The sequence below is a fragment of the Lysinibacillus fusiformis genome, from assembly GCF_016925635.1.
In the GTDB taxonomy this organism is placed as follows: Bacteria; Bacillota; Bacilli; order Bacillales_A; family Planococcaceae; genus Lysinibacillus; species Lysinibacillus fusiformis_F.
Genome location: NZ_CP070490.1, coordinates 821,085 through 838,491 on the forward strand (window position 1 = coordinate 821,085; position 17,407 = coordinate 838,491).

Sequence of the window (17,407 nt, forward strand, 5' to 3'; positions counted from 1 at the left end):
TCTATGAATAGAGACATCAAAATTTACTTTATGCTCATTCAAAAAGTGTTCTAGCACTTTCTGAGATCGAGTGACATGTTTGATACTTTACCATCATTCAAGATGCTTATTTTCTATAGAAGATAATTGGGCAGCAATTGCTTTGGCTGCTGCTTCATCTGTTACAAATATGGTTTGCTTAGGTGCTACTTTAAAATAAGAAAGCATTGCATTGACCTTTTGTTTTCCTGCTGCAACTGCAATGACTTGCTGACTATTTTGTACCTGCTCAAGTTGAATACCAATCGTACGTATACGATGAACAATTTCACCATTAGCATTAAAATAATAGCCAAATGCTTCACTTACAGCGCCTTTCTCCTCAAGAATTCGCAAATCCTCTGGAGATGAATTACGACGAATCGCCATTTCCTCTGCGGAGCCAATCCCGTGAATGACGCAATCTGCTTGATCGTAGAATGCCATCATTTCTGTTACCATCGGCTCTGTTAACATCGCTTGATAAGCTTGCTCACTTAAATGCTCTGGTAAAAATAAAGTACGGTACTGTGCCTCCATCTGCATGGCAAATGTTGCAACAAGTGTATTGGCCTGCATTTGCATTTCATGTCCAATCCCTCCGCGTGCAGCTACAAAAGTGATATCCTTTTGTCCGTCTAGAGGATGTAAAAATTGTGCAAGAGAGGCAACAGATTTTCCACCAGTGACAGCTACTACTTGCTCATCAAAAGCAGTCGACATAAATTGCAATGCCGCTTCTTTGCCTAGCATGGTCAGGATTGTATGATCCTCATTGTAATCACCAGGAACTACGACTACACGCTGGATGCCAAAATGGTTTTCGAGCACTTTTGCAAGCTGTGTTAAACCAGACCATTCGTAAACGATGACTCTTAATTTTTCAATGACTATTTCACCATCATCTGTACATACCATACCCGACTTTTGCGCATCTAATAACCCTTGCTCACGTAAAATATCAGTTTCTTTACGTATTTCTCTTTCTGTCATTTTCAGTGAATCGGCTAGCGCACGTCGTCCGATTGGTTGCATAAGTTGAACGGCTTGCAAAATTCGATATCTTGATTGCAGAAGCGGATACATTTCAGGAAGTAGCCTTTGCTGTGCCTCTGGAACAGTTAACATATCTATCTACTCCCTTAATTAATAGTTGTGGGTTTATTTTTATCCCACTCAATTATTTTGTGTCCCACTTATACTTTTATTATAATATGCATTGTTTTAAAGTGCAAGTAGTTGAATTGTTTATATTAAAAAAAGCCTCATAGCCATCAACATGGCTACGAGACTTTGTTGTACTTATTTAGTGAAAGATAAAATCGCGTTCTTTTTAAAACCTTCTAAAGCTTTTGTTGCTTCACTTTTATTTGTAAATTCAAAAATACGAACATCCTTTTTCTCAAATACTGTAATAACCCACATTGTAAAATCTCCCTTCACATCATTCATTTTTGTAATATAACAACCACTAAAATTTGTGATACATTCGCTAAACTGTTTTATAACAACTTCTTACTTGATACCTATTCTACTCCGTTTTTTATGAAAAGAAAGTCTAATGTGAAGGTCTTCACAAACTGTTCAAATTCAAAACGCTTTCATTGAACAATTTGTGAATTGTGTGAATTACAGCTAACAATAGAGTCATTTTTTCCGTTAATAACCTTTTATACATTCAGTAAATTAACTGCCTAATTGCTCCATCAAGGTGGCATAATCTAAATTACCATACTGGATTACAACACCATCCTTTTCAACTACAGGAATCATTAGCATATATTTTTCATGTATGCGATCATCTTGCTCAATATCAATCACATCAATTTCAAAGGGAACATCTTCCTGAACAAGCTTTAATGTCTGTAATCCTTCTACACATAAAGGACAATTTGCCCGACTAAAAAATTTAATCTTCATAGATAGCACCTCCCATCTTTATTATAAACGAAAGTACAATGAAGTTATGGCTACTATTCATTGACGATTTATATTTTGATGGATGACGCCTCTAGAATGTTTTTACCAGAATTTAAAAAGCATAATCTTATTCGTTTCAGTATTTCTCAAGTGGATGAACAATAAATTTATAATGGTATTGAGGAACTGGCTCTGTATATTTCTCCATTTGATCGTAAGAAACGCTAGACAAACTCTATTCACCTTATGTAATTAAAAAGGCATTGATTGTGAGCAAGCTACACATCAATGCCTTTCGTTTCAGATTATTTTAAATGACTATCGAAAAATTTCACCATGGCATTATAGAATTCAATTCTATTTTCTTCGTTAGCGAAGCCATGTCCTTCATTATCTTTTAGCATGTATTCTACATCCACACCTCTAGCATGTAAGGCTTCCACAATTTGATCGGATTCTGCTTTGTTTACACGTGGGTCATTTGCACCTTGAGCGACAAATAATGGTGTTTTGATTTTATCTGCATGGAAAACAGGTGAAACAGCTGTTAATAATTCTTTGTCCTTCTCTGGGTGACCTACACGCTCATAAAACATGTTACGCATAGTTTCCCAGTAAGGTGGGATGGTATTTAATAATGTGAATATGTTAGATACCCCTACATAATCAACTGCTGCAGCATATAAATCAGGCGTATACGTAATACCAGCTAATGTTGCATAACCTCCAAATGATGCACCATAAATACCGATGCGATCAGGGTCTGCAATGCCTTGGTCAATTGCCCATTGGACACCATCAGTGATGTCATCTTGAATTTTCAGACCCCATTGCTTATTTCCAGCTTGAAGGAACTCTTTACCATAGCCAGTTGATGAACGGAAATTCACCTGTAGCACTGCATAGCCACGATTAGCTAACAATTGTACTTCTGGATTGAAGCCCCACATATCACGTGCCCATGGCCCACCATGTGGATTGACAATAAGAGGGAGATCTTTCACTTCTTTATTTTTCGGTAAAGTTAAATAGCCATTAATTGTTAAACCATCTCGGCTCTTATAAGAAATTGGATGCATTTCAGCAAGTTCATTCGGATTTAACCAAGGACTTAAAGTGGCCAATTCTGTTAGTTCATCTGTTGTTGAATCGTAGTAATAATATTTTCCATAGACAGTATCACTTGAAACACTTACAATAAATTTTGTCATTTCTTTATTGTAATCATTGATACCAAGCTCACTTTCATGCACATTCAGCTTGCTTTGAATTTTACGGAAAAGCTTTTCAAAGTTCTCGTCAAAGAATTGATAATGTGGTTTATCTGTTATATATGCACCATATAGCAATTTATCGTGTTCAGCACTATATAAGACACCTGAAACATCTACTTGATCATTAGACATAATGACTTCTTCATTACCTTTTAAGTCGTATTTCACCACTTCTACTTTGTCTCTACCTTTATTTGATGTAGCATAAATGTATTGATTGTCTTTAGAAAATGCTAGTGGCATTACTTCATCGCCAGCTTCCATTTCAATAAATGGCTTGAATTCATCCTTTTCCGAATCTCTATAAAGAATCGTTCCTTCCACACCATCTGAAGCTACGGCAATTCGCACATTTCCATTGCGATCTGCTAGCCAGCTCGTAATATTACCAGGATTTTTTGCAACATGAGTTGTTTCACCAGTCTTTACATTCAGTTTATAGACATCAAAAACTGTTGCATCTTCCTTATTCATCATGATAAGTATTTCATCTTTAACACCTTGCAGACCACTTAATATGCCAACTGTGACGTTTGGATATGGTGTTAAATCTTTTTCCTCAGCGCCATTAAATGTTGTAGAATAAATATGGAAGTTTTCATCTCCACCTTTATCCTTTAAATATAGTAAATTATTATCTTTCCAGAAAAATCCTGCAACATCACGATCTTTTGAATTAGAAACACGAACGGGCTCACTATCATCATTCATCTTTTTCACGAAAACATTGGATCTGTTCTCCCAAGCAGAGGAAAAAGTAATGTAATTGCCATCAGGTGAAAGTTCATAACCAAAGTTCCCAGGATTCTTCATAAAGTCTTCAACTGAAATTTCCTTTACACCTTCATGATTGGAACCATTTTTTTCTTGTTTTGCATTGTTTAAAATTTTTACTGCATCTTGTTTTGATATTGCTTCACTACTTAATGATAAGCCATTAAATAAACCAATTTTATTGGCTTTCTCTAAATACTCAGCAAGTGAAGCCTCCTTTTCTTCTTTATTTAACGCTCTTACTAAAATTCGAGCCGCTTCATCATGTTTAATCGTCAAACTTAAATCTGTGAATTCCCCAGCCTTTACCCATTTATCAATAATTTGTTGACGCATTGAATCTGAGCCGTGCTGGAATGTTAAAGTTGTTACAGCTAAATTCAAAAATTCCTGCGCTGTCAAACGTTCTTCTTGTGCTATCACGGTGCTAGTTGTTTCGTTGGCAGCACGAACTTCTTGCATTGTTGCAGGTATAACGACAGAGGTTGTTAAAATAATCGCTAACGATGCGGATAAAAATCTTTTCTTCAAAAATGATTCCTCCCTATATCAGTTTACGTTATATCGATTGTCGATACATTTAAATTATAACAATTCTAGCATTATTGTCAATAATTGAGAGAATTTAATTGATTCATAATGAAAGCGAACTAAACAAATTAGTTCGCCACTACCCCTATTAAAATTTCCGGCTTGCTCCTCCGCCGGCGGAAGATCCTCCACCAAAGCCGCCAAAGCCACCTCTACTTGAACGTCCTCCACCAAAGCCACCTGGATAGCCTCTATAGCCTCCACTGCGAGGACCTCCGCCGCCTTTCGAAAAGAACGAATAAATAATAATGACAACGATAATGATTAAGATAATTAACCAAGTGGGCATGTCTTCCCCTTCGGTTGTATGTGCTGGTAATTCACCGCTCCAATTATACTCTTGGGCAACAGCTCGAAAAACTTCAGTATAGGTCGCTTGGAAAGCTTGATCTAAATTACCCGTACTTGCCGAAGGATAAAAGGCATTATCTAAAATGCGTCCTAATTTACCATCTGGTAATGCTCCTTCTAAGCCTTGGCCCACAGCGATTACAACGTCGTTATTCCCTTCCCCTTGACCAAAAGTAGCTAAAATCAAGACACCGTTATTTTTCTCCTTATCACCTATGCCCCATGACCGAATCAATTTTGTTGCATACATCTTTGGCTCTTGTCCATGAAGACTATTAACTGTGACTACCATGATTTCAGCACCCGTACCTTGATCCAATTGCTCTGAATAATGATTTAACTCTTCTTTGACATTCGCTGAAATTACATTGGCAAAGTCATGTATATACGTATTTTTCATGGGTGATGGCATAGCTGCTTTCGTTATATTCGTGAAAAAAAGAAGCACCGAACAAACGATGACCATCTGTACAATGCAACGTTTCATTAATGTGTACCTGATTGACTAAAGTCGATAGATGGTGCTTTGTCAGCTCCTGCTGCGGCTTTAAAGTATTCTTTTTGTTCGAAGCCAAACATCCCTGCCATCAAATTACCAGGAAAACGTTTAACATGTTTATTGAATTGCTGCACCTCATTATTGTAATCCTCACGTGCTACCGCCAGGCGATTTTCAGTACCTGCTAGCTCATCCATTAACTGACGGAAGTTTGCATCTGCTTTTAAGTTTGGATAATTTTCCACAACGACTAGTAAACGACTAAGAGCGCCCGTTAATGCATCATTGGCGACAGCTTGCTCCTCTGGTGAGCTTGCACTCCCCATTTGGGCACGCGCCTCCGTAATACTCGTTATCACCTCTTGCTCATGATTGGTATAGCCTTTCACAGATTCCACCAGATTGGGAATCAAATCATAGCGACGTTGGAGCTGATTTTCAACTTGTGCCCATTTAGAATCAACATTTTCCTCGGCTGTCACCAGGCTATTATATTTAGGTATGAATAATAAGGCAATTACAACAAGAATAATGACAATTATTCCAATTGGTCCAAGCAACTTTTTCAAATTTAAGCCTCCTTGACTTGCTTTTCCTTCTATCATTAGTCTACATTTTTACCTTTACATTTATACCGTATGAAATTGAATTGACTCGACATACTAAATACTGCAACAAAAAATTATTGAGGAGGCGTTTTTTTTGTCACAATCGTTTTACAACGAATCATCCAATCAAACAAATTTCAACCAACAGCATAGCCTAAATCATGGTGGCCATGAAATGATGGACATGCATGAAACAATTGGCGAAATTATTGCAGGTATGAACCAAGCCATTATTTTGCGTCCCCATGTAAAAGACCCTGAACTACTCAACATTTTGGATCGTCAATATAATTTCACTCTAGGTATGTACAATACAATCGTAGAGTCCTTTAAAACAGGGCACGATCCATCTGTTCCAACAGGACGTTACCAAATGGAAACAGGAAATGACTTCAAATATGGCTTAAATCCTGGTCAACCGAAAAAGCCAATGCAAAATGCTAATGAAATAAATGATGAAGCCATTTCTGGATTCTTACTTGGTGCTCAAAAAGGCGCAGCAAAATGTATGACAACCGCTGCGTTGGAGACAACAAACCCTGTTGTTCGTCGCGTTGTTGCAGATAGTATTCCTAACTGCATTGAAATGGGATACGAATTATCCATTTATCAAAATAAACACGGCTATTATCAGGTGCCTCAGTACTCCCAACAGGATATGCAAACGATGCTAAATGCATACGACACAACATCTAATCCCCTTCATTAAATAAGAACAGTCCATGGTGAATACTCATCATGGACTGCTTTTTTTAGCACAAAAAAGCGAACGAGCATGTCGTTCGCTTTTTCAGCTTTATAATACTTTTCCTAAAAACGCCTTTGTTCGGTCGCTTTGTGGATTGCCGAATAGTTCCTCTGGAGAACCTTCTTCTACGATATAGCCTCCATCCATAAAGACTACTCGATCGCCTACTTCACGAGCAAAGCCCATTTCATGCGTCACAACCACCATTGTCATCCCTTCAGCCGCTAGATTTTTCATAACATCTAGCACCTCTTTTACCATTTCAGGGTCAAGTGCTGAAGTTGGCTCGTCAAATAAAATAGCTTTTGGCTTCATAGCTAAGGCACGAGCAATTGCCACACGCTGCTGTTGACCACCCGATAGCTGCTCAGGATAATTATAGGCCTTGCTATCGAGTCCAACTTTTTTTAATAGCTCATGTCCTAGTTCTTCTGCGTTTGCACGACTCATTTTACGAATTTGCATAGGTGCCATCGTGACATTATCGATAACAGTCATATGCGGGAATAAGTTAAATTGTTGAAACACCATGCCCACTTCTGCACGTATTTCATTGATATTCGTTTTAGGATCATTAATCTTTACATTTTCAATATAAATAGCACCATCTGTTACTTCTTCTAACATATTAATGCATCGTAGAAATGTACTTTTTCCTGATCCAGATGGCCCAATGACACAGACAACTTGTTTTTCTTGAATTTCGTAATCGATTCCTTTTAATACTTCAAGCTTACCAAAGTACTTGTGTAGGTTTTCAATTTTTATCATCTTGCTTCCCGCCCTTCTACCTTAGCTTTACGAGGGACATAACTATTGCTAAATCGTTTCTCGATAAATGCTACAACTTTCGTTACACCATATGTTAAAACTAAATACAATAATGCTGCAACGATATACGGTTCCCAGAAGCGGAAGCTTGCACCAGCTACTACCTTACTAGCATATAAAATATCTGGTGCGGCAATAACTGTTACGAGTGAAGAATCTTTTAATAATGCGATGAATTCATTCCCTAATGGTGGGATCATACGTCTAAATGCTTGAGGTAAAATGACCTTACGCATCGCTTGGTTATGTGTTAACCCAAGAGAGCGTGCAGCCTCCATTTGCCCTTTTGCAATACTTTGAATCCCTGCACGGAAAATTTCTGCATTGTAAGCAGCACAGTTTAAAATAAGCGCTGTAATCCCCGATACCATATAACCTAAAGAATGACCAAAAATTGTTGGAATAACTGCTAAGTGAATTAACAAGATTTGTACAAGCATCGGTGTTCCACGGAATAAATCGATATATAGTTTAGATGGCCAATAAATCCATTTTTTACTCGATAATTTTCCAAGACCTAAAAATAGCCCTAATAGAATACCGCCAAAATAACCACTAAGTGTCAAAATAAGTGTTACGCCAATACCTCGTATAAACATATCTCGGTAGTTCCAGACAATGTCCCAGCGTAAGTCAAAGATGTCCATCCGAAAACCCCATTCCCCTTTAAATTACGAATAATAAATGAGCCGCTAGCAAAATTACTATGTTAGTAGCATCATGTCATTCATTTGTTACTCAAAATCAGTGCCCGTAATTTCTTTTAATTTACCGTTTTCTTTAATCTTTTTAAGACCTTCATTTAATTTATCTAACAATTCTTTATTCCCTTTTTGAACCATAAAGCCATAGTATTCTTTGTCGAATGCGTCATCTTCAATTACTTTTAGTTTTTGATCTGGATGAGCTTTCATATATTCATAAACTACCGCATTATCTCCGATAGCTGCATCAACATTACCATTTAGCATCTCTTGAATCGCGATTGGCTGACTTTCAAATGCCATAATATTTGTACTTGCTTCCCCTTGTAGCTTTTTCGCCGCCATATGACCAGTAGCATTAATTTGTACTGATACTTTTTTATCTTTTAATTCATCAAGAGATTTGATTTTTGAATCTTCTTTCACAACAATTAATAATTGAGACTCATAGTATGGTTCAGTGAAATCAAATGATTCTTTACGCTCTTCAGTAATTGTGATTCCTGAAGCTCCGATATTTGTTTCACCATTTTTAATTGTTTGGAAAACTGGTTCCCACCCAATATTATTCCACTCAACTTCAAAGTCCATTTCATCTGCAATAGCTTGTAAAATATCGACATCAATCCCTACAATTTTCCCTGAATCGTCAACAGATTCAAATGGTGCAAAAGTGGCCTCAGTACCAACTTTGTATACTTTCTTGCCATCTCCGCCGTCTTCTGAAGGTGTACTACCAGAAGAAGCATCATCTTTTGTACCACATCCTGCAAGTGCTAATGTTAATGCTGCGATAATCATCAGTAACATCCAACCTGTTTTTTTCATTGTATTTCCCCCTAGTTCGATAATTTTCCAAAATACGTATTATTTTTCGCAATTCGGAAATGTTAGACTATTAGGTCAATTATATTAACAATATAGTATTTAGACAACAACTTTTCGCATAAAACTAAATATTTTTTCATATAAATTTATAATTAATTCATATAATTTGAAAAAACATGTATAAATCACAAGAAATTAAACCTAAAACTAATATATATACAATGAGAACCATGCCAAATTTCGATAAATTTAGGCAAAAAAAAGAATCCCCTCAGATAGGATTCTTTTTTTTCGACTATTGCTAGTCTCACGTACAGTATGTTCACTAAAAAATAATTTGGAGTTATTGCTTTTTTGAAGGTTTGAAAGGAATAAATAGGGGAATAATGCCAACTAGGACAGTATTCACTTTATTCTTCCTCTCGATCTCCAGTAAGCAGGCTGCTAAACTACTTATTAGGAGATGAGCTATTACAGTATATCAATTCATCAGTAAAATGGCGCCCTCGGAGGGAATCGAACCCCCAGTGCAAGAACCGGAATCTTACGTGTTATCCATTACACCACGAGGGCAAAAGACACAAAAAAAAAGTACTCACTCTAGGCTTACGAAAAGCATGATGTAGATAACCCTCATTTGAAGCATACCTGCAAAATAGTGTCCTGTACTTTAAACTTATAACCTTAATTATTATACAAGCCCATCCCATATAATTCAACCATAGAATGCAAAAACAATTTATTTTTTTTAATTTCACTTTAGCAGGGTTAATATTTGACCTTCCCTGACTATAATGTGTATGATAAGGATACAGCTGAAATACAAAGGAAATTTTCAGTAAAGGTATTCGAATTTAGCTTTTTAAGGAGGATTTAACATGAATTTAATTCCTACAGTTATTGAACAAACAAGTCGTGGTGAGCGTGCATATGACATTTATTCACGTCTACTTAAAGACCGTATTATCCTTTTAGGAAGTGCCATTGATGACAATGTTGCTAACTCCATTGTCGCTCAGCTTCTTTTCCTACAAGCAGAAGATCCAGATAAAGATATCTCACTTTACATTAACTCACCTGGCGGATCCATTACGGCTGGTATGGCTATTTATGACACAATGCAAATTATTAAACCACAGGTACAAACAATTTGTATTGGGATGGCTGCATCAATGGGTGCTTTCCTACTTGCAGCTGGTGAACCTGGTAAACGTTTTGCTCTACCAAATGCTGAAGTAATGATTCACCAACCACTAGGTGGTGCACAAGGTCAAGCGACAGAAATTGAAATTGCTGCTAAACGTATTTTATTCTTACGTGAAAAACTAAATGGCATTTTATCTGAACGCACAGGTCAACCACTTGAAGTCATTGCAAGAGACACAGATCGTGATAACTTCATGACTGCTGAACGTGCAAAAGAATATGGCTTAATTGACCACATTATGCATCGTAGCGATAATAAATAAAAAATAAAAGGCATCACAGATTTGCTCTGTGATGCCTTTTGTGTTCAATGAATGTTAATCTTCATTTTCAATAATTGTTGCCAATGCTGTAACCGCTTGCTCAGCATCGTTACCTTCACTACTTAAAGTAACTTCAGTACCTTTAGCAACAGCTAAGCTCATGACACCCATAATGGATTTGGCATTTACTTTTTTCTCATCTTTTTCTAGAAAGATATCAGCACTAAAACGATTTGCTTCCTGCACAAATAGTGCTGCTTGTCTAGCTTGTAGTCCTAATTTTAATTTAACCTGGACTCTTCTCTCAATCATTCTCAAAACTCCCCTTCACTACCGTTCATCTATTAGTTTTATCTTACCTCACTTACTAGCAAAAGAACAATAAGCGATTAGCATGACATTCATACCTGAAAAGTATGATAACTTAACCACCTATTTTTTCACCGCGCCTTAATGCATCAGCAATCTCATCAATTTTTCTCAATCGATGGTTGACACCTGATTTACTAACCGTTCCACTAGATACCATTTCACCAAGCTCTTTTAATGTCACATCTTGGTATTCTACACGGAGACGTGCTATTTCACGAAGCTTCTCTGGTAGTTGATCTAGACCAATTGAATTTTCAATAAATCGAATATTCTCCACCTGCCGTAATGCTGCACCAATGGTTTTATTTAGGTTGGCTGTTTCACAGTTTACAATACGGTTGACACTATTGCGCATGTCTCGCAATATGCGAACATCTTCAAATTTCATCATAGCCTGATGTGCACCAACAATATTAAGGAAATCCGAAATTTTTTCTGCTTCCTTTAAGTAAGTCACAAAACCTTTTTTACGTTCGATTGTTTTGGCATTGAGTTCAAATTCATTCATCAAATCCATTAATGCTTCACCATGCTCTTTATATAAAGAATACACCTCTAAATGATAAGCTGATGTTTCTGGATTATTGACAGAACCTCCTGCTAAAAATGCACCTCTTAAATAAGCTCTTTTTTGGCCACTCTTTTGAATGAGCTTTCTTGAGATCGTATGGTTAAATTGAAAGTCGTCTGAGATGATTTCTAAATCAATTAACAGCTCACGCGCACCTTCTCTTACACGGCATATATACACATTATTTTTTTTCAGTCGCATTTTCTTACGAACCAGTAATTCCACATTGTACGGATACAATTTTTTCATAATCGTATATAGTCTTCTGGCAATTGCAGCGTTTTCAGTTTGCACGTCTAAGCTTAGTTGTTTATTTGCAAAGGATAATGAACCATTCATACGAATTAGGGCAGAAACTTCTGCTTTCATACAATGATTGTCCGCTTCTATTTGTGTTAACTCTTTTTTTGTTTCAGAAGCAAAAGACATATCACGCCCCCCTTTCAATCCTGATTTCTATGTATATGTTCATCTTACCATATACAATAAAGCCATTATGTTTCTATTATTGGTCCTCTTACTTTTTGATGGTAAATATCAGCATAATCTACCAGCCATTCTGCAACATTCGCAGCATTATGCCGAACTGTGCCATCTGGACGAATTGTAGCAATGTCTCGTTTAATAACTTCTAATCCCATGCTTTCAAGCTTTGCTACGTCAAATGTCACTGGTTCCGCTCTTTCTTCTTTATACAGTTCTTTAACAGGGTTAGGGAGTTCTTCATCATTTACTAAAATGGAATCGATAAAGTCATGGCCAACATGCTTATGTATAGCTGTTACATGATCGCCTGCTGTATAAGAAATGGTTTCACCCTTTTGTGTCATTAAATTACAAACATATATTTTTCTTCCTTTAGCCTTAACAACTGCTTCTCCTATCTCCTTAACAAGCAAATTCGGAATAATGCTTGTATACAAGCTTCCTGGTCCTATTAAAATATAGTCGGCACGAAGTATAGCACGAATAGCTTCTGGTAACGGTTGCACATTTTCAGGTACTAAAAAAACGCGATTAATGCGTTTTGTCGCTGTCGGGATTTTTGATTCGCCCTCAATAATTGAACCGTCCTCAAGCACAGCATGTAAGGCGATTTTTTTATTAGCAGCTGGTATTACTCGACCATGAACTTTTAAAACCTTTCCCATCTCACTAATAGCATGACTGAAATCTCCAGTAATATCAGTGAGTGCCGTAAGCATTAAATTCCCTAAGGAATGACCTCGTAAATCTTCAGATGCTGAAAAACGATATTGAAACATTTGCTCTACAAGGGGCTCAATATCTGATAATGCTGCAATTACATTGCGTACATCCCCAGGTGGTGGAATATCATAATCATCACGTAAACGCCCTGAAGAACCGCCATCATCTGCTACTGTCACAATAGCAGTAATATCAAATGGGTGGTGCTTCAGCCCGCGAAGTAACGTGGAGAGCCCTGTGCCACCACCAATTACCACAAGCTTTGTTTGCTTTTTCCCCATTCACTCATTCCTTTCTACGATTAATATCACGATGCGTAATAACCGTATTTTCCTTGCCCGCAAAATATGCCCCAAAAAATTCTGCTAATGTCACGGAGCGATGCTGGCCCCCAGTACAACCAAAAGCAATAACAAGCTGTGATTTGCCCTCTTGTCGATAGAGAGGAATCATAAAGTCTAATAAATCCGTTAGTTTTTGTATGAGGATTTGCGTGTCTTCCAAAGCTAAAACATAAGAAGATACCTCTGTTTGAAGACCCGTTTTTGGACGTAGCTCCTCCACATAATATGGGTTTTTAAGAAAACGAACATCAAACACTAAGTCCGCATCAATCGGCATACCATGTTTAAAGCCAAAGGACATAATGTTAACGGTAAAAATAGTATCTGCCTCACTCGCAAATTCTTTGACAATTTTTTCACGCAATTGCTTTGGTTTCATATTAGATGTGTTATAAACAAAATTAGCACGGCCCTTTACTTCAGATAAAAGTACTCGTTCCTGTTTAATTCCATCTAGAGGTAAACCGTTCACTGCTAATGGATGGGCACGTCTTGTTTCTTTATAACGTCTGACTAATGTGGCATCATCTGCATCTAAAAATAAAATACGAGCAACAATATCGCCTTCTTTTAGTATATGGTCCAATGCGCCAATTAGAGCATCAAAAAAGTCGCCTCCGCGCATATCCATTACTGCCGCAATTCGGGTACTGTTTTTACCAGAATCTCTCAGTAAAGTTAAAAAAGTTGTAAGTAACGCAGGTGGTAAATTATCAATACAGTAATACCCTAAATCCTCAAAGCTTTGAATAGCTACAGTTTTCCCAGCCCCAGACATTCCTGTAATAATAACCAATTCATGTGTACTTTGTTGGCCTTCAACCACCACTGTCATGCAACTCCTTTATTGTTCTTTTGAAATTTGTATTTTCTGATGAAGTAATTCAAAATTCGTTGTATAGTCAAACGTGCCATACTGAATGCCTGATTGCGAAACAGCAAATTGTAAATTAGTTCGATCTCCTTCAGCCATTGGCAAATGTGCTAAATCCTCTACTGGGTGCCATGCAAGCTTGCCTTCTCTTGTTTCTTTGAATGGTATACCTTCTACATCCTTTGCAACAAATGTATAGAGCATCCATTCATCCACTACATCATTGTTTTCTTTAATGACCATCGTATAAACACCCTTTAAATGAACATGTAAAGGTGTGACATTTGTTTCTTCTTGAAACTCACGTAAAGCAGCCTCAAAGATTGACTCGCCGCTCTCCATTTTCCCTCCTGGCGCTACATACCAGCCTCGTCTTGGTTTCTGAAGTAATAATACTTTACCGTCTTTTACGGCAATTAAATTTGCAATTCTTTGCATAGGCACACCTCTAATCACTTTTGCATTCTACTCTTCATTATAACAAGACCTTGTAAGATTTGTCCTCATTTACAACTCTTGTACGCAGACAATTAACAATTTAGTTTTATTCAAAGATAACCATTTCATCTTAGGCGAAATTTACGTTTTTCCTGATAGGATTATTTGGTTTTTTACACATAAAAAAGTAGGTTGCTCCCACCTAATGGAGGCGGAAACAACCTACTAAACAAAATAAAAGGGGGATTGCTAATTACATTTTTAATGATACACCTTTTATATGTCATACAAGTTACAGCAATATTAAAACCACATTAAAATTGTATTTTTTACCTTAAAATAGCCATGTTAGGCATTAATTTTCTCTAATAACTCTTCTACATAATGTTGAACAGCTTGCGCGGCAATACTACCGTCACCAGTTGCTGTTACAATTTGACGAAGTGATTTTTCACGAACATCTCCAGCTGCAAAGATACCTGGGATTTTTGTTTCCATCGTGTCGTTTGTCAAAATATAACCAGCATCATTTAAGATGCCTAATGACTCAAATGGTTTAGTTAAAGGTAACATACCAATATAGACAAAGACACCATCTGTTGCAAATTCAGATTCCGTACCATCGACAGTTGATTGTAGCGTTACACTGCCAACTTTACCATTTGCTTCATTGATTTCTTTTACAGTTGTATTCCAAATGAAATCAATTTTTTCATTGGCAAAGGCACGATCCTGTAGAATTTTTTGTGCACGTAATTTATCACGACGGTGGACAATTGTCACCTTATCAGCAAAGCGAGTTAAATAGACACCCTCTTCAACAGCTGAATCTCCGCCACCCACGACAACTAGATTTTTTTGTTTAAAGAATGCACCGTCACATACTGCACAGTAGCTGACACCACGGCCACCAAGTTCTTTTTCACCAGGCACGCCCATTTTTTTATACTCAGCACCAGTTGTAATAATAATGGCACGTGTTTTATATTCTTTTGCACCTGATTTAATTGTTTTATATTCTTCTCCATCGATGATTTCCGTTACATCACCATAGGCATATTCAGCACCAAATTTTTTAGCATGCTCAAACATTTTTGTAGAAAGCTCTGGTCCTAAAATTGTCTCAAAACCTGGGTAGTTTTCTACTTCTTCTGTGTTTGCCATTTGTCCACCAGGGATACCACGTTCAATCATTAATGTTGACAAATTCGCACGAGATGTATAGACAGCAGCAGTCATCCCAGCAGGACCTGCACCAATAATTACTACATCATAAATTTTTTCTTCCGACATAAATACTTCCCCCTAAACAGAATACTTTTTATCTTCATTCAACCAATAAGTGTAACGTCATCTATAGAAGAAGATCAATGACGCTAAGGAAAAATTGGTGATAGCGTTAGTATGTTCATCGTATGTGAAAGTATAAAGTTATTCAACTATGTTGCTCACACATTAATTATGACTGTTTGGCAAAAACGTTAAGATTTCGTCAATATACTTCGATAAAGTAGATACCGATACTCCATATTGCTGTGCAATTTCCTTTTTTGTCACTTTGAGCATTTGTGAAGATCTGAATAAATAATCATTTGCTCCTGCAATTGCTGTTGGATTTGTAAAACGATAATTTTCTACTAAAGCTTGTTCACATAGCACAAACCACATTTGAAACATCGGGACAATTAATGATGATAGCTTTCCATACTGTTCTAATAAAATTTCTGAGACCTGTACTGCCCGTAAAAAGCTTGCTTCTACTTTGTTTTTCTTATCAAATTCATGTCCTAGAGCATAAGCCAAAAACAATTTCTCAAAAGAGCCTAATTGTTCGATATCAATCCATTTCGGATGGGCGATAATTTCTTGCTTATGCGCTGTACCTTTCAGTAAAAACAAACCAAAAATGCGCTCACTTGTATACGTGCTCTCTAATTTTTCAACAATAAAATCACGGTCATGCTCCAACGCATCAAGTCCAAATTCATTTTCTTGTTGGCGCCAAGGTTCGAAGCCCTCTTTGTCTGGGTCTAGCTCTAGAAGCTGATCCCACGCACTTTTTGAAATTTCCTCATGACCTGAGAAATAGGCAGCATGTGACAACCAAAAGTAAAATCCTGCATCTCCTAAATAGCCTCTCTTTTGCATACTGCGCAACCATTTATAGGCTAATTCATACTGTCCGATTAAGGCTAATGTCGCACCAAGTTTATAACGATGCTCCCATGTATAGGGTTGAATTTTAACAAGGACATTTAACAGTTCTTGTAAATCCTCTTCATTTTTTTCATAATACGCAATCACCGTTAAATTGCATAATGCATGTAGATTGCCCTTATTTTCACGTAGCACCGTATGCAAGAGCGCCTTAGCTTGCTCTTCTTCTCCAACATAAAAATAAGCGAGTGCTAGATTATTATAGGCTGACCAAAATGCTGGTCGATCTTCAATTAAATCTTCTAAAATAGTAATAGCTTCTGGAAAATCTCCCTTTTCCATACAACGACGAGCTTGTTCCTGACGATATAAATCCTCACCAGATCCTTCAAGCTCTTCAAAATCATCTTGCTCAAAAGCGACAAACTCTAATATTTCTGCTGCTTCATCAGCATAAGCACCCTCAGGTTCTAGCTTTAAATATTCTTCTGCAAAGCGTTTAGCATCATGCATGATGCCCACACATCCTGATACTTCTGCCATATAAAATATGATTTCTGGATTATCTGGATCAAGTTGATAGGCATGACGAAGCAGATCATACGCTTCCTCAAAACGTTGACCTTCTAACTCTACTATGGCTAACTGCAAGATAATCATTGGATCGTCGGGACTTAAATCTACCGCACGCTGTAAATATTTATAGGCTTTATTCATTTGTCCACTGTTCATTGCTTGAATTGATTTCTTATAATAATAGTCGCCTGTTGGAATGAACGACACTATATTCGATTGAGTCTCATTTTGACGTTTCTTTTCCAATATAT

Annotated in this window: 18 protein-coding genes and 1 tRNA gene; 2 read left to right on the forward strand and 17 right to left on the reverse strand. The window is 37.1% G+C overall.

Going from position 1 to position 17,407, the window contains the following annotated elements; genetic code table 11:
* Positions 1-93 precede the first annotated feature (93 nt).
* From JTI58_RS04155 to JTI58_RS04175, 6 genes are all read right to left on the reverse strand, one after another.
* Positions 94-1,146, reverse strand: coding sequence for a sugar-binding transcriptional regulator (locus JTI58_RS04155; RefSeq protein ID WP_205445415.1), 1,053 nt, complete (start codon positions 1,144-1,146; stop codon positions 94-96).
* 174 nt (positions 1,147-1,320) lie between these two features.
* Positions 1,321-1,443 (reverse strand): hypothetical protein, encoded by a 123-nt coding sequence (locus tag JTI58_RS25025; protein WP_255358808.1) that lies wholly within the window; start codon positions 1,441-1,443, stop codon positions 1,321-1,323.
* 261 nt (positions 1,444-1,704) lie between these two features.
* Positions 1,705-1,938 carry a glutaredoxin family protein gene (locus JTI58_RS04160; protein WP_205445417.1) on the reverse strand — a complete coding sequence of 78 codons (234 nt, stop codon included), beginning with the start codon at positions 1,936-1,938 and terminating at the stop codon, positions 1,705-1,707.
* 305 nt (positions 1,939-2,243) lie between these two features.
* Positions 2,244-4,517, reverse strand: a complete 2,274-nt coding sequence (locus tag JTI58_RS04165; protein WP_205445419.1) for a S9 family peptidase — start codon at positions 4,515-4,517, stop codon at positions 2,244-2,246.
* A gap of 148 nt (positions 4,518-4,665) precedes the next feature.
* A complete protein-coding gene (locus tag JTI58_RS04170; RefSeq protein WP_205445421.1) occupies positions 4,666-5,415 on the reverse strand; it encodes a TPM domain-containing protein in 750 nt (249 codons plus the stop codon).
* A complete protein-coding gene (locus tag JTI58_RS04175) occupies positions 5,415-5,996 on the reverse strand; it encodes a LemA family protein (RefSeq protein ID WP_205445423.1) in 582 nt (193 codons plus the stop codon). Before JTI58_RS04175 ends, JTI58_RS04170 begins: the two co-directional genes overlap by 1 nt.
* Before the next feature lie 133 nt (positions 5,997-6,129).
* Here JTI58_RS04175 and JTI58_RS04180 point away from each other — a divergent pair, with 133 nt between their 5' ends.
* Complete coding sequence (locus JTI58_RS04180; protein ID WP_205445425.1) at positions 6,130-6,744, forward strand: spore coat protein; 615 nt, start codon at positions 6,130-6,132, stop codon at positions 6,742-6,744.
* An 87-nt stretch (positions 6,745-6,831) separates the two neighbouring features.
* On the opposite strand, the gene JTI58_RS04185 is transcribed toward JTI58_RS04180, so the two are convergent.
* From JTI58_RS04185 to JTI58_RS04200, 4 genes are all read right to left on the reverse strand, one after another.
* A complete protein-coding gene (locus JTI58_RS04185) occupies positions 6,832-7,554 on the reverse strand; it encodes an amino acid ABC transporter ATP-binding protein (RefSeq protein WP_205445427.1) in 723 nt (240 codons plus the stop codon).
* Positions 7,551-8,261 carry an amino acid ABC transporter permease gene (locus JTI58_RS04190; RefSeq protein ID WP_205445428.1) on the reverse strand — a complete coding sequence of 237 codons (711 nt, stop codon included), beginning with the start codon at positions 8,259-8,261 and terminating at the stop codon, positions 7,551-7,553. The genes JTI58_RS04185 and JTI58_RS04190 overlap by 4 nt, the downstream gene beginning before the upstream one ends.
* An 87-nt stretch (positions 8,262-8,348) precedes the next feature.
* On the reverse strand, positions 8,349-9,146 hold the full coding sequence (locus tag JTI58_RS04195) for a basic amino acid ABC transporter substrate-binding protein (protein ID WP_205445430.1): 798 nt from the start codon (positions 9,144-9,146) through the stop codon (positions 8,349-8,351).
* Positions 9,147-9,644: 498 nt separating this feature from the next.
* A tRNA-Arg gene (locus JTI58_RS04200) sits at positions 9,645-9,719 on the reverse strand.
* 305 nt (positions 9,720-10,024) lie between these two features.
* On the opposite strand from JTI58_RS04200, the gene clpP reads away from it, so the two are divergent.
* On the forward strand, positions 10,025-10,615 hold the full coding sequence (gene clpP, locus JTI58_RS04205) for an ATP-dependent Clp endopeptidase proteolytic subunit ClpP (RefSeq protein ID WP_004228025.1): 591 nt from the start codon (positions 10,025-10,027) through the stop codon (positions 10,613-10,615).
* A gap of 54 nt (positions 10,616-10,669) precedes the next feature.
* Here the strand turns inward: clpP and JTI58_RS04210 are convergent, their stop codons facing one another.
* The 7 genes from JTI58_RS04210 to JTI58_RS04240 all read right to left on the reverse strand — a co-directional run bounded on the left by JTI58_RS04210 (position 10,670) and on the right by JTI58_RS04240 (position 17,402).
* Positions 10,670-10,927 (reverse strand): HPr family phosphocarrier protein, encoded by a 258-nt coding sequence (locus JTI58_RS04210; RefSeq protein ID WP_004228023.1) that lies wholly within the window; start codon positions 10,925-10,927, stop codon positions 10,670-10,672.
* A gap of 112 nt (positions 10,928-11,039) precedes the next feature.
* Positions 11,040-11,987, reverse strand: a complete 948-nt coding sequence (gene whiA / locus JTI58_RS04215) for a DNA-binding protein WhiA (RefSeq protein WP_004228019.1) — start codon at positions 11,985-11,987, stop codon at positions 11,040-11,042.
* 65 nt (positions 11,988-12,052) lie between these two features.
* Entirely contained in the window at positions 12,053-13,048 is a 996-nt protein-coding gene (locus tag JTI58_RS04220; RefSeq protein ID WP_205445432.1) for a gluconeogenesis factor YvcK family protein, read from the reverse strand.
* Positions 13,049-13,052: 4 nt separating this feature from the next.
* Positions 13,053-13,946 (reverse strand): RNase adapter RapZ, encoded by an 894-nt coding sequence (gene rapZ, locus JTI58_RS04225; protein WP_054549566.1) that lies wholly within the window; start codon positions 13,944-13,946, stop codon positions 13,053-13,055.
* 9 nt (positions 13,947-13,955) lie between these two features.
* A complete protein-coding gene (locus JTI58_RS04230) occupies positions 13,956-14,423 on the reverse strand; it encodes an NUDIX hydrolase (RefSeq protein ID WP_205445433.1) in 468 nt (155 codons plus the stop codon).
* Between the two features lie 348 nt (positions 14,424-14,771).
* Positions 14,772-15,716 (reverse strand): thioredoxin-disulfide reductase, encoded by a 945-nt coding sequence (gene trxB, locus JTI58_RS04235; RefSeq protein ID WP_205445435.1) that lies wholly within the window; start codon positions 15,714-15,716, stop codon positions 14,772-14,774.
* A gap of 162 nt (positions 15,717-15,878) precedes the next feature.
* On the reverse strand, positions 15,879-17,402 hold the full coding sequence (locus tag JTI58_RS04240; RefSeq protein ID WP_205445437.1) for a tetratricopeptide repeat protein: 1,524 nt from the start codon (positions 17,400-17,402) through the stop codon (positions 15,879-15,881).
* Positions 17,403-17,407: the final 5 nt, after the last annotated feature.

Excerpts from the sequence above, each read along its gene's own strand:
- JTI58_RS04155 (WP_205445415.1), bottom strand. The coding sequence starts at position 1,146 with ATGTTAACTGTTCCAGAGGCACAGCAAAGGCTACTTCCTGAAATGTAT.
- JTI58_RS25025 (WP_255358808.1), bottom strand. The coding sequence starts at position 1,443 with ATGTGGGTTATTACAGTATTTGAGAAAAAGGATGTTCGTATTTTTGAA.
- JTI58_RS04160 (WP_205445417.1), bottom strand. The coding sequence starts at position 1,938 with ATGAAGATTAAATTTTTTAGTCGGGCAAATTGTCCTTTATGTGTAGAA.
- JTI58_RS04170 (WP_205445421.1), bottom strand. The coding sequence starts at position 5,415 with ATGAAACGTTGCATTGTACAGATGGTCATCGTTTGTTCGGTGCTTCTT.
- JTI58_RS04185 (WP_205445427.1), bottom strand. The coding sequence starts at position 7,554 with ATGATAAAAATTGAAAACCTACACAAGTACTTTGGTAAGCTTGAAGTA.
- JTI58_RS04190 (WP_205445428.1), bottom strand. The coding sequence starts at position 8,261 with ATGGACATCTTTGACTTACGCTGGGACATTGTCTGGAACTACCGAGAT.
- JTI58_RS04195 (WP_205445430.1), bottom strand. The coding sequence starts at position 9,146 with ATGAAAAAAACAGGTTGGATGTTACTGATGATTATCGCAGCATTAACA.
- clpP (WP_004228025.1), top strand. The coding sequence starts at position 10,025 with ATGAATTTAATTCCTACAGTTATTGAACAAACAAGTCGTGGTGAGCGT.
- JTI58_RS04210 (WP_004228023.1), bottom strand. The coding sequence starts at position 10,927 with ATGATTGAGAGAAGAGTCCAGGTTAAATTAAAATTAGGACTACAAGCT.
- whiA (WP_004228019.1), bottom strand. The coding sequence starts at position 11,987 with ATGTCTTTTGCTTCTGAAACAAAAAAAGAGTTAACACAAATAGAAGCG.
- JTI58_RS04220 (WP_205445432.1), bottom strand. The coding sequence starts at position 13,048 with ATGGGGAAAAAGCAAACAAAGCTTGTGGTAATTGGTGGTGGCACAGGG.
- rapZ (WP_054549566.1), bottom strand. The coding sequence starts at position 13,946 with ATGACAGTGGTGGTTGAAGGCCAACAAAGTACACATGAATTGGTTATT.
- JTI58_RS04230 (WP_205445433.1), bottom strand. The coding sequence starts at position 14,423 with ATGCAAAGAATTGCAAATTTAATTGCCGTAAAAGACGGTAAAGTATTA.
- trxB (WP_205445435.1), bottom strand. The coding sequence starts at position 15,716 with ATGTCGGAAGAAAAAATTTATGATGTAGTAATTATTGGTGCAGGTCCT.